Source organism: Nostoc sp. CmiVER01 (assembly GCF_034531135.2).
In the GTDB taxonomy this organism is placed as follows: domain Bacteria; phylum Cyanobacteriota; class Cyanobacteriia; order Cyanobacteriales; family Nostocaceae; genus Nostoc.
The window spans coordinates 26,603-42,664 of record NZ_JAVRBU020000017.1 but is presented as its reverse complement, the minus strand read 5'-3'; the positions used below and the strand labels follow the sequence as shown (position 1 = coordinate 42,664).

12 protein-coding genes are annotated in these 16,062 nt (G+C 42.6%); 3 read left to right on the top strand and 9 right to left on the bottom strand.

The annotated features are described in order from the left end of the window. Positions 1-21 precede the first annotated feature (21 nt). Positions 22-1,101 (bottom strand): alpha/beta hydrolase, encoded by a 1,080-nt coding sequence (locus tag RMZ43_RS26920; RefSeq protein ID WP_322654338.1) that lies wholly within the window; start codon positions 1,099-1,101, stop codon positions 22-24. Between the two features lie 226 nt (positions 1,102-1,327). Here RMZ43_RS26920 and dprA point away from each other — a divergent pair, with 226 nt between their 5' ends. Continuing rightward, complete coding sequence (dprA, locus tag RMZ43_RS26915; RefSeq protein ID WP_322648774.1) at positions 1,328-2,443, top strand: DNA-processing protein DprA; 1,116 nt, start codon at positions 1,328-1,330, stop codon at positions 2,441-2,443. 109 nt (positions 2,444-2,552) lie between these two features. On the opposite strand, the gene RMZ43_RS26910 is transcribed toward dprA, so the two are convergent. The 3 genes from RMZ43_RS26910 to RMZ43_RS26900 form a co-directional block, all read right to left on the bottom strand. Continuing rightward, entirely contained in the window at positions 2,553-2,687 is a 135-nt protein-coding gene (locus RMZ43_RS26910; protein ID WP_322654339.1) for a hypothetical protein, read from the bottom strand. Positions 2,688-2,692: 5 nt separating this feature from the next. Further along, on the bottom strand, positions 2,693-4,255 hold the full coding sequence (locus RMZ43_RS26905; RefSeq protein ID WP_322654340.1) for a serine hydrolase: 1,563 nt from the start codon (positions 4,253-4,255) through the stop codon (positions 2,693-2,695). Positions 4,256-4,430: 175 nt separating this feature from the next. Next, positions 4,431-5,171, bottom strand: coding sequence for an RNA methyltransferase (locus tag RMZ43_RS26900; RefSeq protein ID WP_322654341.1), 741 nt, complete (start codon positions 5,169-5,171; stop codon positions 4,431-4,433). Positions 5,172-5,339: 168 nt separating this feature from the next. Here RMZ43_RS26900 and RMZ43_RS26895 point away from each other — a divergent pair, with 168 nt between their 5' ends. Further along, positions 5,340-7,184 carry a tetratricopeptide repeat protein gene (locus RMZ43_RS26895; protein ID WP_322654342.1) on the top strand — a complete coding sequence of 615 codons (1,845 nt, stop codon included), beginning with the start codon at positions 5,340-5,342 and terminating at the stop codon, positions 7,182-7,184. A gap of 106 nt (positions 7,185-7,290) precedes the next feature. Here RMZ43_RS26895 and RMZ43_RS26890 read toward each other — a convergent pair whose 3' ends face one another. Genes RMZ43_RS26890 through tftA form a run of 3 tightly spaced genes read right to left on the bottom strand, consistent with a single transcriptional unit; the run spans position 7,291 to position 11,478 of the window. After that, positions 7,291-9,891, bottom strand: coding sequence for a BsuBI/PstI family type II restriction endonuclease (locus RMZ43_RS26890; protein ID WP_322648778.1), 2,601 nt, complete (start codon positions 9,889-9,891; stop codon positions 7,291-7,293). A gap of 27 nt (positions 9,892-9,918) precedes the next feature. Further along, a complete protein-coding gene (locus RMZ43_RS26885) occupies positions 9,919-10,095 on the bottom strand; it encodes a hypothetical protein (protein WP_322648779.1) in 177 nt (58 codons plus the stop codon). Positions 10,096-10,125: 30 nt separating this feature from the next. Beyond that, positions 10,126-11,478, bottom strand: a complete 1,353-nt coding sequence (tftA, locus tag RMZ43_RS26880) for a hormogonium tapered terminus morphoprotein TftA (protein ID WP_322654343.1) — start codon at positions 11,476-11,478, stop codon at positions 10,126-10,128. Positions 11,479-11,775: 297 nt separating this feature from the next. On the opposite strand from tftA, the gene dnaG reads away from it, so the two are divergent. Beyond that, positions 11,776-13,752: a DNA primase gene (dnaG, locus tag RMZ43_RS26875; protein ID WP_322654371.1), complete on the top strand. Its 1,977-nt coding sequence runs from the start codon at positions 11,776-11,778 to the stop codon at positions 13,750-13,752. Positions 13,753-13,877: 125 nt separating this feature from the next. Here dnaG and RMZ43_RS26870 read toward each other — a convergent pair whose 3' ends face one another. Both RMZ43_RS26870 and RMZ43_RS26865 read right to left on the bottom strand, forming a co-directional pair. After that, complete coding sequence (locus RMZ43_RS26870) at positions 13,878-14,483, bottom strand: YdcF family protein (RefSeq protein ID WP_322654344.1); 606 nt, start codon at positions 14,481-14,483, stop codon at positions 13,878-13,880. A 37-nt stretch (positions 14,484-14,520) separates the two neighbouring features. Further along, the gene (locus RMZ43_RS26865; RefSeq protein ID WP_322654345.1) at positions 14,521-15,864 is read right to left on the bottom strand and encodes a DEAD/DEAH box helicase; all 1,344 of its coding nucleotides are present in this window, start codon (positions 15,862-15,864) and stop codon (positions 14,521-14,523) included. Between the last annotated feature and the right edge of the window lie 198 nt (positions 15,865-16,062).

Below are 16,062 nucleotides of genomic sequence, written 5' to 3'. Positions count from 1 at the left end.
GGCAGTTAGACAAATATCATATTACTTTTCCAGAATTTGTAATAATGCTTGTCGGTAAATTTTTAGACCCTCTGCGTTCAGATGCTCACCATCGCTCGATAAATTCTCTTTAAGAACATTCTTTTCATACAATGGTGCTACTCCTGTTGCTGCAACTGGTACTTTTTCTATTTCACCAACTTTATTAATCAAAGCATTAATTTGTTCAACTCTAGAATTGGGGGCTGATATAGTTGGATCTGAGCTTGCTGCAACTGTTGAATAAAAAGCTGGAATGAGAAAAATTTCTTTATTTCCCATTGTGCGGATAAGTGCGATCGCCTCTTGCAGATTTTTGCTAAATAACTCATCACTCATTCCATACCAAGCATCATTTCCACCTACAGCAATAATAGCTTTTTCGCATGTAACCTTGGTAGGAATTAAACTTTTCAGTTGTTCTAGTAATGAGATTGTACTCAAACCATTTAACCCAAAATTAAAAGTACCATTCCCAAGAGTATTACCAAGTTCAGCCGAAACAGAATCACCAAATAAACAACCTGAAAACTGTTTATTTTGGGCGGCAAGTATTTGATATTGCAGTGCAATTTTCCCGAAGGGTGAAGAACTTACATTGTCCTTTGGAGGTGCATCAGCAGAACCAGAAGAGGAATTTGCCATGCCGACTAGCTTAGAAATTTTTGACGCATCAACAATTAGTTGATTACTGGGATAGGCTGCTAGAAAGCTGACTAATCCTAGACCTTCTGGTGATTTTGCTCCGATGATAATGGCTGATCGTAGGGCTTGTATACTGGCTTGATCGCGACGGGCGATCGCTTGGGATGCAAAAGATAAAATTTGCTTGCCCATTCCTGTATTTATCAGCTTATCTAAAGCCACAATATCAAGAGACATTTTTACTTGAAGGGCATCTTGGAACTTCTGTTTCTCCTTAGGGCTGAGGTAATCTAGAAAAGATTGCAAATCGGCAGAAACCTTTTGATTCTCGCCATAGTTGCGTATATCTGCCACAGGGATTGATCGCTCAAACAATCCGTATCTGACAGTAACTTTCTCAGCAGCTAAACTAGGCAATAAACCAAGGCCACTGTGCAACAGTAAAAATATTAAGCACCCAGATAGGCTTATTAAAAGACGATAGAAATATTTCATCACACAAAATAAGAAGATAGTCAATAGTTAATAGTCAAGAGTCAAGTGTCAAAAGTCAAGGGGTTCGTTATTAGTCATTAGTCATTAATTCTTCCACTGCCTCCCCTGCTCCCTCAACATCCAACCCCAATTTGGGAATACTTAATCCAGTAGGCGTGAGGATGAAACTGTGGTAGAAGAAGGCGCATATTGGCTAGCTTGGGCGCAAATTTCGGGAATTGGCCCGGTATTACTGCGACGGCTGGAACAGCATTTTGGCACGTTAGCAACAGCTTGGAACGCTACTAGGGTACAGTTGGGAGAAGTAGAAGGTTTTGGTTTTCAAACACTAGAAAAAGTAGTACAACAGCGATCGCGTTTGCATCCAGAACAACTATTTACCAAACACCAGCAAGAAAATTCTCATTTCTGGACACCAGCAGATGCAGATTATCCCCGCTTATTATTGGAAACTCCGAGTCCACCACCGATTTTGTACTATCGCGGTGAAGTCGAACTCCAAGAAAATCTCGGACAAAAACCAATGGTTGGAATTGTCGGAACCCGCCAACCTTCAGAATACGGTATCCGTTGGACTCGCCAGATTAGTACAGCTTTGGCTAAAAATGGCTTTACAGTTGTTTCTGGGATGGCGGAGGGAATTGACACAGAAAGCCACAGCGCCGCCATGAAAGCAGGTGGACGCACAATCGCAGTTTTGGGAACTGGTGTAGATGTAATTTATCCGCATAAAAATCGGGATTTGTACAAGCAGATTTTGACGGCTGGGTTAGTCGTGAGTGAGTACCCCACAAAAACCCCACCTGATCGCACCCACTTCCCCCGCCGCAACCGAATTATTGCAGGCTTGAGCCGCGCCATCCTCGTAATGGAAGCACCGATAAAATCTGGTGCTTTAATTACAGCTACCTACGCTAATGAATTTGGTAGAGATGTTTATGCACTGCCTGGAAGACTGGACGATCATCCATCCCAAGGGTGCTTAAAGTTACTGAGTCAAGGAGCTTCTTTCATCCTCAAAGAATTAGATGAACTGTTAACAATGCTAGGAGCAATACCACAAATTGATAGAGTGGAGGCTTCCACAGCACCAGAACAGTTAATGCCAACTTTATCGCCAGAATTGCAAACGGTAATGGATGCGATCGCAAGTGAAGCTTTACCCTTCGATTTTATTGTCCAGCAAACTGGCATGGCTGCTGGTTCAGTTTCTGGTGCGTTATTACAGTTGGAACTTATGGGTTTCGTTTCGCAATTACCAGGAATGCGGTATCAAAAAAGTTAAAAATTAAAAGATAACAATACAGTTTAGCTTTTAGAAACAAAAAGCTAGTGGCGATCGCATTTTCGATGTTTCTAGCTACTTGATGAGGTAGACGACTCTGGAGATTGTACTACTCTTCCACCCCAAGGTTTGATAACTGAAATGCCGATGATGGCAAGTATACAGAGAGTTTGGGTTGTACCACCAATAATACCAGTTCTCCAAAATGAAGCAACAGATGTAAATCAGGAAAGTCTTGCTGCATCTAATTTATCTTGCCGGATAATATTGCGGATTCATAATTGGAGATTGATAACCATTTGGGGGTACAGTACCTCCCATACTGTTGGGTACAGGATTCACAACAGGAGGCTGATAAATGCTCATGGGTACAGTGCCCGTTGTATTGTTAGGAAAACCAGGACTTACAACAGGAGGCTGATAACCATTTGCGGGTATAGTGTTGGTACTGTTGGGTGTAACCGCATTTTGGCTGAATTCTTGGTAGCTAACACTAGAAATTGAACTAATCAATTTTTCGGCGCGAGGGTCATTATTGGGGCGTTGTACCATGACAGAGGCTATGTAGCGTTTGCCAGTTGGAACAATAATTAAACCTGCATCTGCCAGCATAGTACCAATATCGCCCGTTTTGTGGTATACTCTCGCGCCTGCTCCCAAACCGGATGGTAACAAAGTGTCTCTCTGGGTGCGACGCAAGATATCGAGCATGAGATCCCGTGATGGCATACTCACTAAATTTCCCTGACTCACAATCGCCATCAAATTCCCTAATTCCCTCGGAGTAGTGGTGTTTGTCCCTTGCAAATCCGGAAGCTTATTACGAATTGTTGTAGTTGTCAATCCCCAGTCCCGGAAACGCTGGTTTAACGCCTCCATTCCTCCTAGTCGCGCAATCAGCATATTTGTCGCAGTGTTGTCGCTGATTGTAATCATTTTAGTGACGACTTCCAGAGCAGTATACTGGGTTCCGGCGGGTTTATATTGCAGAGTTCCCGAACCGCCAGCTATCATCTCCTGTTGCATAGTTAGCATTTCATCCAGGCGAATTTTACCCGCGTCTACATCCTGGAAAAAAGCAATTAGAATCGGCACTTTAATTGTGCTAGCCGCCGGAAAACTGGTAGAGCCATTGATATCTACAAAATTACCAGTATCTAAATCTACTAAAAATACTCCAGGTGTAAGATTTGGGTTGGTCGCCGCCAAATTTTGCACGGAATTTTTTAAGGAAACCATTTCCTGAGATAGGTATAAGCTCGAAGGTGCAGCTTGGGGAGTTTGGGTAGGTTGTGGCTGCGATCGCGCCACATTACTATTAGATTGCGGCGCAGAAGTTGTGCTGATGCGATTAGCCGGGTCTAAGACTGACAATGCTGTGCCAACAATTGCACCCATGCCAACACCCACAATCAACAACCGCACAATATATAACAAGGTTTTGGCCATTGGCTTTAACCGCGTTTTGGGCGATGAACGCCTGCCGATTTTTGGCTTTTCCATCCGCACTGTTTTCACCATCACAGCACCTGGTCGAAAGGGAGGAATTTTACCCTTCACACTAGGTATTGGTTTTACTGCCGTTGGCATGACTAATCCCGATTTTACCCTACGTGTAGCACTAGGGGTTGAGGGAGGACTGCTCAGTTTTTTTGGGTGTGTTAATGCCGCTTCTCGTCCATTGGCAGCTTGTTGCTGGCTGTTAGCTTTAACTTTCTTCTTTACCACTTTTTGAACTTTTTGTGGCGGCTGGCGGCGATTTAAGGGTTGACGCCGCGAGAAAGCTGTTAGTTCGTCACTTGACTCTGACACAGTTACTCCTTGTGACCCACTTGGCTGTTTTCTTGCAGACTCCTAACCCCAAACTTAATCTTTAAGCAAATATTAATACTCAAATTTCACTTTGCCACTAAGTAGCATTTTTGTGTTTAGTCTAAGCCATATTAAATATTTTGGGGGGATAATTGCGTATATATTAAACAAATAATTACAAGTTTTCACCATCCCTCTGATTTTTAAGGGCCCATTCTACTTGCTGCAAAATTCCCCGCAGCATGTATACTTCCCCAGTTTTCAGGTGAGCGCGATTATATATTTGGCGAAATTTTTCCATCCGACTAGCTGCCGTATGGGGATATACATAACCAATTTTTAATAATAATGATTCTAATTGCTGATAGTATCCTTCCACAACATCTAAAGGGGCGAGTTCAGTTTGGGTTAAGGTTTTAGTGTCAGGTTGCTGAGTACATTGTGACAATTCATAACAGCAGATTGCTACGGCGGTAGCCAAATTTAGGGCTACATAATCTGGACTAGTGGGAATGCGAACAAACCTTTGTGCATAATTTAATTCTTCATTGCTTAATCCCCGATCTTCCCTGCCAAAAATCAGTGCTACGGGTTTTTCTAGTTCCTCTAATAACCAGGGTAGCGCAGTGCGGGGGTTTTCTAAGGGTGTTTCCCAACTGCGAACGCGACCAGTGGTAGCGATCGCCCGTACACATCCATGCAATGCTTCTGGTAAAGTCGGCACTAATACCGCAGATTCGATAATTTCCTGAGCATGAACAGCCATCATCAAAGCTTCCGTCGATAACGGATCGCATTGGGGGTTCACTAATACTAAATTATCTAGCCCGAAATTTTTCATTACCCTAGCGATCGCTCCGATATTTATCGGCCCAGCTGGCTCTACCAACACAATTCTTAATCCAGCCAAGCCCATTTTTTGCCTCCTGCGATCGCACCATAAGATATTTTTAGGCTAATTCTCAGCATTGTTATATTCTGCTAAAAAGTTTCCTTGACATCATTCTAAACTTTGCAGGTAAATGCCTACGCGTCTAATCCACTCAAACTAGAATTAGAATGGACGTGATGTTCTCTAGTAGCTATGCCAGACTCTTTGCCATTGCGCGATCGCTATCTTGCCTTAATCGATGAAATTGTCGAAACCACCCTCAAGGGCAAAATTAGCTCTGTTGAGATGGTGTACCAAATGCTGCTTAAAGGAATTACCTCCGGTACAGGGGAAGTCTTTGAACTAGCTTTGAGCGATCGCTTGAATACTCTTCAAAATCAAGTCGATAGTGAAAAAGACGAACTCAAAAAAGCTAAGGCTACTCGGAGTTTGAGAGCCATTAAGACCATTCAAAGTCAATGGCAACGCTGGCAAGAGCAAAACAAAACCACAGAAGCGATCGCCTCCGCAGTTACAGAAATTACCACAGCTCCTGCTGATGAGCGTCTAGCGGTATTTTTACGGGTTACTGATCCTAATCAGAAGTATCCGCTAAATTTGCAACAGCTACAGCAATTATCAAAAGGATTACAGCAATTTGCTGAGGCAGATGCTGATTTACAACAATTTTCCGAAGGGATTACCCGTGGTTTAGCTTCTTGGCAGCGATTACAAGACAACTTGCTCAGTTGGATGTACGAGCAAAAAGAATCTTTGGGATTTGGAGGTGTACCGGGAGAACGTGGCCCTTGGGCAAGTTGGGCGAAACAACTCAACAGTGAGTTACCTCAAGCACTGTTTCGCACCTTAGCTATGGAAGAATCTGCAATAGAGTTTGCCGAGCGACAACGGGGGATCACCCTTAGAGATTGGGTGGAAATGGCATTGATTTTACAGTACTTGCAACGGGGACTAATTAGCTGGTTTGACCAACAAGCTTACGATATCAAGGCCGGGCCAAAGTTATCCATTTCCACATTTTTGACCTTTGCGGTGATTTGGAGTCAGCTAGCAAGCGGTTTTGGGAGCATTGGGAAAGTATACAGCGATGCCTGTTCTCAAATTATGCTCCAGATTTTGCGAACCTTTGCCCAGCGTCCGTATTTTCCCTTTTACGGCGGGATTTTTGCCTCTTTTACAGGCACTTATTTGCGAGATGCCCTAGATTATTTGGATGAACCATTGCGTCAAGGCGAGGGAACCCAAGAAAAGGCGAGGATTTTGACACTTTTAGGCTATTCTCAGCGTGCTTTGGGACAATATCAGCGTTCTATTGATTTTCATCAGCAGGCATTAGAGATAGCTAGAAATGCAGGCGATCGCACCTGTGAAATTGCCAATCTCAACCACCTCAGCCGCACCTACGTACAACAGCAAAATTATGCTGAGGCAATTAACAACAGTCAACGAGCATTGATACTGAGTCGGCAAGCAGGCGATCGTACAGGAGAAGCAAACGCGCTGGTAAATTTAGGTTACAGCGAAGTCATGCAAGCTCAAGAACTGGAAAACTTAGAACCAGAAACTTATGAAGCTGCAATTAACTATTTGGAACAAGGTTTAAAATTATCAGAAAAATTAGGCGATCTTCAAAGTAAAGCCTTATGTGTCAGCAGTTTAGGAATTGCCTATCTAGTAATTGGAGAACACCAAACTGCAATTAAATATCTCGAAGATGGCTTTAAAACAGCACAAGTTTCCGGTGATTTGTATCTCCAAGGGCGTAACTTAGCTTATTTAGCAGAAGCTTATTATCATCTACAAAATTCAGAAAAAACTGTTTACACAGGCTGCTTGGGAATGTATCTTTTGGAGCAAATTGCCTCTCGTGAATGGCGACAACCAGCAGGGTTACTGACAATTTTACAAGGGCAAATTGGGGCAGAAGCTTTCCAAAAGTTCTTACAGCAACATCGCCCGAAAATGATTGCGGTTATTGGTGTAGATGGGTATGATCACATTCCGCAATTGTTAGAAGAATATAAACAAGATATGTAAAAAAGTAATTTGTAAAAAAAGCAGGGAATTAAGCCCCCTTTTTAAGGTGGTTTAGGGGGATCTTCCGAAGCAAAATATCACGAACACCGAGCTTATTTTCGTATGTTTAAGAAGTTTGCTTCTTATCTGTTTGGTAAGCCTGCAATAGATATTCACCATTGAAATGAATTAGGTGAGTTGAATCATCAGCAACCCAAACATCTGTTTCCCAAGCAATCTCTGCCAGATATCCCACCATTGCCTTACGGCTGAGAAATGTTGTTACCATCACCAAAGGTATTTGGACATCTCTGAATAAGACTTCAAGTTCCTTCTTGCGTTTAGGATTAATTGGACCATGTGAGGTTACAGCTTCAATCAACACTAACCAGTTATTTTTGGTGAAGTGAATAATCACATCTGGGATTTTGCCGTGGGAATCAATATTAATGCCCAAATCTGCTAATACTGTTTCATCAAAGTAGGCAAATTTTTCATCTGTATCCCCAACATAGATGAGCTTTCCACCAGGAGTAAAACGAGGAGCAAAATCATTAATAATTTTTTCAATCAGAATATTCTGACCACCTGGCGATAAAGTTTTAATTTTTCCATTAATTACTATGGGAATACGAGATATTGCACGTTCTTGAGCATATTGCTTTTTTAGACTTTCAACTGAAGCCAGGTAGGTGCAAATGCTCTTATCCCATTCGTCAGTACCGTAGGTTCGTAATAGTTCGAGCGCACTTCCCTCGATTTGATATACAGTTTTAGGACTATTGATAGGACGACTTAAATCATCTGGATTAGCAATTATTAAAGCAGCATCCAAAAATTGATGTACTGTCTGTCGGCGAACTGTTTCCCGTGTATTAGGCTTATATGTTTTGCCATAATGTTGAGCCATAAAGTTCATCATCGGCGTAATTCCTATCAAAGGAGAAGTTGCTAATTGCCAAGAGTCGGTCGGTTTTAAGTCAAGCAACGCCAGGAGAGTTAAAGCAGACCGTTCGTTAAGCTGTGCCCGTGGAAGGCTCAATTGTGTCAAAATTTGCAGCGCTTCATCAATTCGAGACTTAGTTGCAACTGGATTATTCTCTGACAAATTTGACATACTCAATAGCTTATTTTCGATAAGTTCATCAATTTCCTGCAAAGAAGGAAACTGATCTTTAAACTCCGTCCCTAATGACAATAGCTGCTCCAAGTTAGGGTACTTTAATTTTCGCAAATCTGTTGCATTGACCTGAGTATGCCCATTGAACAACCGAAAAAAAGCATCGACTAGGGTTGAATTGAGATAAATAGCAAGCCCACGAGCTAAGGTAAGGCTAAGTCCACGCCCATCTTTGTGAAAGTAATTCAAGTGATTTTCAAAGCCGACACAGCTATAATTAAATTGGTTGGCATCATAAACCACCGCAACAACACGCCTTTTCTCTTCTTTCGATGAAAATCTTTTGCATAAGACATAATGCTCATTTGGTATTAGAAGATTTGCTGTTTCTTCTATATACACTATTGCTTGAGACTTTTTAGTTATTTTTGGGTGTTCTACATATCCATTCGCTAAATTCACCGGATAAATTAATGGAACAGTATTATTTTCTTGATTTATCCTTAGATAATCTTTTACTCGGAAATCTACTATCCGTCCGGTTGAAACTGTTAGCCCTAAATCTTTTAAAGTGCAGGTAAAAACTGCCATTCGCTGAACGATTTGTTGGCTAAGATTATCTGGAATAATATGAATAAACTGCTCTAGATCATCGGGGTTAACTAAGGCTGTATATGGTACAGAGTGTGACACGATCAAGTCATCATTAGCACTACAACTGCTATTTATGCTGACGCTGCTAGACTTTTGCTTTTGTTTCGTAGCTTGGATAATGATAGTTTCCTGCAAAACATCATCGTCACTAAATGCTTCTTGACGCGACTCAAAAAGATGTACTTGCTCTAAAGCCATCATCTCTAAAAACATTTTGCGGAAGTCACGGAAATATGGCCCATTACAAAAACTGCGCGGAGTAATCGCTACAAACTCCCCATTTGGTTTTAGAAGTTGTGCTGTAGCAGCCATAAAACCAGTATAAAGATTGCTGGTTTCCAAACCAATGGAACGTAGCAATTCGCGCATTTTGGAATGAGCATTGATTTTCAAATAAGGCGGGTTGAGAATAGCATGGGTAAATTCTGTTGCGTAGTTTACCGCCGTAGGCATCGCACTATTTAATAAACCAAGCTTTTGCAGCCTAACTGCGTCTTCGATAAAATCAGTCTCACGAATTTCGTAGTTTAAGGAAATACTTGCATAGTCGCATTCTTTTTTACATAATTCTAGAGTCTGATGCAAATATTTAATTAGAAAAGGGTCAATTTCATAAGCTACAACGCGCAAACTTGACGTGGGTTTTCGCTGCTTGCATACTTTTGCTACAAAAGCGGCTATTAATGAACCAATTCCTGCTCCAGCATCAAGCAAGGATATTTCAGGCAAATCCAGGCTATTAAACATCCCAGTCATCAATTGGGCTACTGAAGCGGGAGTCAGAAACTGACCCATTGAAGCTTTTTTGTCTTGCCTTAGCTTTAAACTTACTACAGCTCGATACAGATCCACTTCTGCAAGCAAGTTTCCACTTAATAGTTTGGCGAGGCTGGTAAACTCTAAACTACTGTTATGACTTGTTACTAACGCTCTACTACTTGATGGGAGGATCACAGTCTGTCTTCTTAATTGCTATCAAGTTTACAACTTTACGACATTTTTAGCTGAAGCAGACCACGTTTGCGATCGCGTTCCGCCCACCGTAGGCGATCGCGCTGTGCAAAACCTTAGTACAGGTTTGCTATAAGGATGCAAACGAACCGCCCACGCCACGCCGCCAACGTGCAACGTCTCGTAAAGAAGAAAGAAAGGATTCAAGTAATTAGTACAAGTTTATTTACTTAATACTTAAAGAAGTCCTGCTGATTCATATAATCGTTTAAGCATAGCTGAAATCTTCGTACCATAATCCAAATCTGCTGACCATCGTCCTGATAGCTGATCAATTAATGGTGCAATTCCCCGCGTGACAAAGCGAAATCTGGGATCTACTACTTCTTGTACCAAAGGTTCTAAACTAGCATAAGCTTTCAAATGTTGGATGTGTGCCCTAACTCCAATTCTGGCACTTGGAAAAGATGCAGCTTCTGAACCACCACCGATCGCACCTAAGCCTGCAAAGTTATTTTGCTCAGGTTTAATATCGCCACCAAACCGTAAAAATCCAGTTTCTACACACATTTGGCAAAAGGCAATGTCATAGTTCACGCCCTCTATACCTGATTCTTCTCGATAAAGTTTTGGGATGTCAGGAAAGCTTACTAAAGCATTTTCATTATTGTTTCTCAAAAATAATTGTAACTGGACTTCGGAAGTATTACCGTTCGACATCACCCGCGAAAATTGACCAGGGCAAACCGCCAAATTCGAGCGTAAGGTAACAGTACGCGTAGCAGCATCCCAAGTGACTGCAACGTTAAAATCTCGCAGTTCGATAGCTTTAACATAAACTATTTTGTGATAGGTAATCCGATTAGTATTAGCTGCTTTTGAAAGGTCAATTCGCAGAAGGTCTACTAAATCAATGGGGATGTAAGCATTACCATTAACTAAAACACCTTGCTCTGTGTAACTTTGACCATTAATATTAATATTAATTGGCGGATAATTTGCTTCGGCTGGAGTTCCAGGAGTAGGATCAATTATCCGACTCCAAGTTACTAATCCATCGGCAATTCCCAAAGCAAAATCGCGGCGACGACTTTGTAGCAAAGCCCGATCCTCTGGATTGCTGAGAAACGCCACTTGCATCATCAAAGCTGGAAGCGTTGTCTGGCGACAAAATGCTAAACTACCCAACCCACTATCTGTATCTGGCTTGACTCCCCGATTCGGCAATTGAGGTACGCGCCGCAACAACCCCACTAGCAATTGTTCAGCATTACTCTTGCGATCGCTATTATTAGTTATATAGAAAACGCCAGCCCCACGCACAGAAGGGCTGTTAGCCGCATTAGATTCAATTTCTAGGGCGACATCACCCCGCCGACCACGAGAATTAATCCAGGTGATAGTTTGGGCGGCACTCAAGTCATCAGGGACTGCCAAAATTTCGACATTCCGCGCTCTCAATTCCGTGACAATCAAATCTCGCAGCAGAATCATTTCTTTAGCTTCAGTTGTACCACCTGCGATCGCACCTGGATCGACTCCTCTAGCTTCTTTGCCTCCATGAGCCGCCGAAATAAAAATACGCCCCATTTTAAGTAATTCCTCTGATAAAATTAAATGTAAGCAATTATATAAATCATTCTTGGTCTAACAACAAGAATATAATAGCCATCAGAAGTCTAAAGTCATTTATCCTTTGTTATTTCTCTAAAGTTAATGTCCAGGGAGTGGAGAGTGGGGATGAGGGAGCAGGGGAAGCAGGGGAGGCAGGGGAAGAAGAACTATTGATTAATGCCCAATGCTCAATGACAAATGACAAATGACAAATGACAAATGACCAATGACCAATGACAAATGACAAATGACCAATGACTAATGACTAAGTATATGCAAATCCCCCGCTTGCACCCAGACACAATTGAGGAAGTTAAATTACGGGCTGATATTGTAGATGTCGTCTCGGAATACGTAGTTTTACGCAAACGCGGGAAAGATTTTGTCGGTTTGTGCCCCTTCCACGATGAGAAATCTCCCAGTTTCACAGTCAGCCAGACTAAACAAATGTACTATTGCTTCGGTTGTCAAGCCGGAGGAAATGCCATTAAATTTGTCATGGAGTTGGGGAAGCGTTCTTTTGCTGATGTGGTGTTGGATTTAGCACGGCGTTACCAAGTACCTGTACAAACTCTCTTACCCGAACAACGCCAAGAATTACAGCGTCAGCTATCTTTGCGTGAGCAGTTATATGAAGTTCTGGCAACGTCCGCACAATTTTATCAACACGCCCTCAGACAATCACAAGGGCAAAAAGCACTTCAATATTTGCAATCTAACCGCCAATTCAAAGAAGAAACAATACAGCAATTTGGTTTAGGTTATGCCCCCGCAGGTTGGGAAACTCTATACCGTTATTTAGTGGAAGATAAACACTACCCAGTACAAATACTAGAAAAAGCGGGATTGATTAAGCCACGGCGGGAAGGAGGCGGTTATTATGATGTATTCCGCGATCGCTTAATGATTCCCATCCGCGATGTTCAAGGGCGTGTCATTGCCTTTGGTGGTAGAACCTTGACTGATGAACAGCCCAAATATCTGAATTCACCAGAAACGGAGCTTTTTAGTAAAGGTAAAACATTATTTGCCCTCGATCAAGCCAAAGGTGGAATTTCTCAACTCGATCAAGCAGTAGTGGTAGAGGGATATTTTGATGCGATCGCTCTCCACGCTGCTGGTATTAATAATGCCGTAGCCTCACTCGGTACAGCTTTAAGCCTAGAACAAGTGCGGTTAATATTACGCTACACCGAGTCGAAACAATTAGTACTCAACTTTGATGCTGATAAAGCCGGAACCAATGCCGCCGAACGAGCGATCGGTGAAATTGCCGATTTAGCATACAAAGGCGAAGTTCAGCTAAAGATTCTCAATTTACCCGATGGTAAAGATGCTGATGAATATTTGCATAGCCACACCCCAGAAGATTATGGAGAACTGCTAAAAAATGCGCCACTTTGGTTAGACTGGCAGATTCAGCAAATTATTCAAAACCGTGATTTAAAACAGGCTACTGATTTTGGGCAAGTAACTCAGCAAATAGTCAAATTACTTAAAAATATAGCTAATAGTGATACACGCAACTATTACGTTTCCTACTGTGCAGAAATACTCAGCTTAGGAGATACCAGACTTATACCCCTACGAGTCGAAAATCTGTTAACTCAAATTGCTCCCCCTCCGGCTACATACTCTAAACCTGTGTCAGCAAGAATTGCATGGGGAAGTAGCAAATCCCCACTCCGTACAGACGCAATTAATCGCGTCTCTACCCACTCCCCACTCCCCACAGAACGGAGCCTTTTAGAACATGCAGAGGCGTTATTACTGCGAATTTACTTGCATTGTCCTGAACAGCGTCAAGTGATTATTGACGAACTAGAGGAGCGAGATTTGCAATTTAGCCTTTCCCACCACCGATTTTTATGGCAACAGATTTTAGAAATTTCATCCGTTGATGGAGAGACGAGAAATTTTGCGTCTCCACCAGATTTAATTTCCAGCCTGCAAGACCAGTTTTTAGAATTTGGTAGCGAGATGGGGTTAATTTCCCATTTATTCCATGTGGATGAAAAAACCCAAAAAGAAATACTTCGGACTCCGCAAGTGGTTCAAGCTGCTATCGCTTGCATGGATTTAGTGATGCTTGAAAAACGCTATCGCCACTTTTTGAAATTATGGCAACAAACCGATCCAGAAGCTGAACCAGAGCGTTATGAATCTTATTATCAGGCTTTCTACGCTGAAAAAATCAAGCTGCAACAAATAGACCGACAACGGTTATTTTCCATTACAGAGTTATTGTAGTTTCGGTTTACCAAGAAAGGCAGAGGAGAAAGGGTAAAGGGCAGAAGGAAAGAAATATGAATAAAAACTTTAGTTCTGGGTTATTGCCCAGTTTCAAAAAAGAGCTACAGAGTAAGAATATACAGCTAGATTTTAAACACTAAGTAGACAAAGTAAAAATAAGTTTCTCGGCTTAAAAACTCCATCTGGCTGTGAAAACTGCGATAGCGCGTAGTCGGTGTGGGAGACGAATGTGCATCCATTCCTAAGCCCCGTGCCATCAATACGGCTCTCTTCATATGCAATGGATCGCTAACAATAAGAAACTTGGTTAATTGTTGAGCATTCGCTACTTTCAAAGCATTTTTGAGGTTCTGGTGAGTTGTACGAGATTGAGTTTCAGTGAGAATATCAGCAGCTTTTACCTGTTGTGCGAGTGCATAATTTTTTCCAACTATAGCTTCAGCTAATTCATTACTCTCGCCAACTCCGCCAGTAAAAATGATTGTATTAACAGATCCATTTTTATATAAGTTAATGGCGTGGTTAATTCGCTCCCTGAAAACAGGAGATGGTTCTTTTCCCCAAACTGCTGCTCCTAAAACAATTGCTGCATCTGCCTTGATATTATTAGTACTGCTGCCATATAAGTAAATACTTGAGGCAGAAAAAGCGATCGCCAGCAACAAGGCAGATATCAAAGCCAATGTAACCCAAATTAACCATTTTTTGGGAATTTTGTAATTGAGCATGGGGCGCTGTTGAAAGAGTAATCCTTAAGAACAAAGATTAGCGATCGCGTTTAGCAGAACGGCGTGATGCCGACGAACGCGCACCAGGCTTATCGCCATTTGTGGCGGGTGGTGCTGCCTTACGTCTAGTTGATGTCTGTGGTAACGGGTTAGCAGTACGAGCCGGACGCTTATCACGTTCGGTTTTGGCTCTGTGTTGCCGTCCATTTGGGATTGGTTCGGCATTGGTATCGGGGTTAGGAGTAAAACCAGCCACTACTTCCCTTGGCAAGCGCTGCTCGATCAGTTTTTCAATATCTTTCAATAGAGGATATTCATCAACGGATACCAGTGATATCGCTTCACCTGACGCGCCAGCGCGGCCAGTACGCCCAATGCGATGAACATAATCCTCCGGTACATTGGGTAGATCGAAGTTAACTACATGAGGCAGTTCGCTGATATCAAGACCCCTAGCAGCAATGTCTGTCGCCACCAATACCTGTAAGCTGCCATTTTTGAACTTTGCTAGAGCATTAGTACGCACCGGCTGACTCTTATTCCCGTGGATGGCCAGTGCTTGAATGCGGTCTTCGCCCAATTGCTTAACCAAACGGTCAGCACCATATTTAGTGCGGGTGAACACTAGCACTTGATACCAATTATCTCGGCGAATCAGGTGAGCAAGTAATTGGCGTTTCTTGTCACGGTCTACCTGGTAAATTTTTTGTGCGATCGTCTCGGCGGTAACGTTGCGGCGTGCTACCTCAATCATCGTCGGGTTATTCAGCAGTCCGGCGGCGAGTGTCTTAATTTTGTCCGAGAAAGTAGCGAAGAATAGCAAATTTTGCCGCTTTTTAGGTAATAGTGAGAGGATGCGGCGGATATCATGAATGAAGCCCATGTCCAGCATCCGATCTGCTTCATCTAGCACCAAAACCTCAATATGCGAGAGGTTCAGCGTCCCTTGCTGTACATGGTCTAACAGTCGCCCTGGAGTAGCAACTAGAATATCTACTCGGTTCTTCAAACGCTGTTTTTGCAGATTAATACCGACTCCGCCGAACATCACCATCGAGTTTAACTGCAAGTACTTGCCGTACTCGCGCACGCTTTCTTCTACCTGTGCAGCGAGTTCACGAGTTGGGGTAAGAATCAGCGCCCGGATTGGCGGGTATCCCTTATATGTACCTTTGATGCTCTTGTCAGACGACAACCGATGCAGAAGCGGTAGAGTAAAACTAGCAGTCTTTCCAGTACCAGTTTGTGCCCCAGCTAGTAAATCGCTACCCGACAATACAGCAGGAATCGCCTGTATTTGAATTGGCGTGGGTTCAGTGTACCCACGTTCGATAACCGCACGGATAATTTCATTGGACAAGCCGAGATTAGAAAAAGACATAAAACTCCAAAAATAACATCGGCCTGTCGCCAATGGCGGCGTCAGTCTTAGGCGGACGGATAAAAAAGCGTTGAAAGGCTGATGGGCAATAGCGCAAAGACTGAAGAGCGAGTGCCGCAATTCCACATCTTAACAGATTGTAGTCGATTGTGTGGTTTAAAGTTGCTCTAATTCAGTGTTGTGTTAAATTAGCATTAC

Coding starts and splice junctions, on each gene's coding strand:
- tftA (WP_322654343.1), bottom strand. CDS start 11,478: ATGGGGCGTATTTTTATTTCGGCGGCTCATGGAGGCAAAGAAGCTAGA.
- RMZ43_RS26895 (WP_322654342.1), top strand. CDS start 5,340: ATGCCAGACTCTTTGCCATTGCGCGATCGCTATCTTGCCTTAATCGAT.
- RMZ43_RS26865 (WP_322654345.1), bottom strand. CDS start 15,864: ATGTCTTTTTCTAATCTCGGCTTGTCCAATGAAATTATCCGTGCGGTT.
- RMZ43_RS26900 (WP_322654341.1), bottom strand. CDS start 5,171: ATGGGCTTGGCTGGATTAAGAATTGTGTTGGTAGAGCCAGCTGGGCCG.
- RMZ43_RS26870 (WP_322654344.1), bottom strand. CDS start 14,483: ATGCTCAATTACAAAATTCCCAAAAAATGGTTAATTTGGGTTACATTG.
- dnaG (WP_322654371.1), top strand. CDS start 11,776: ATGCAAATCCCCCGCTTGCACCCAGACACAATTGAGGAAGTTAAATTA.
- RMZ43_RS26910 (WP_322654339.1), bottom strand. CDS start 2,687: ATGCAGCAAGACTTTCCTGATTTACATCTGTTGCTTCATTTTGGAGAA.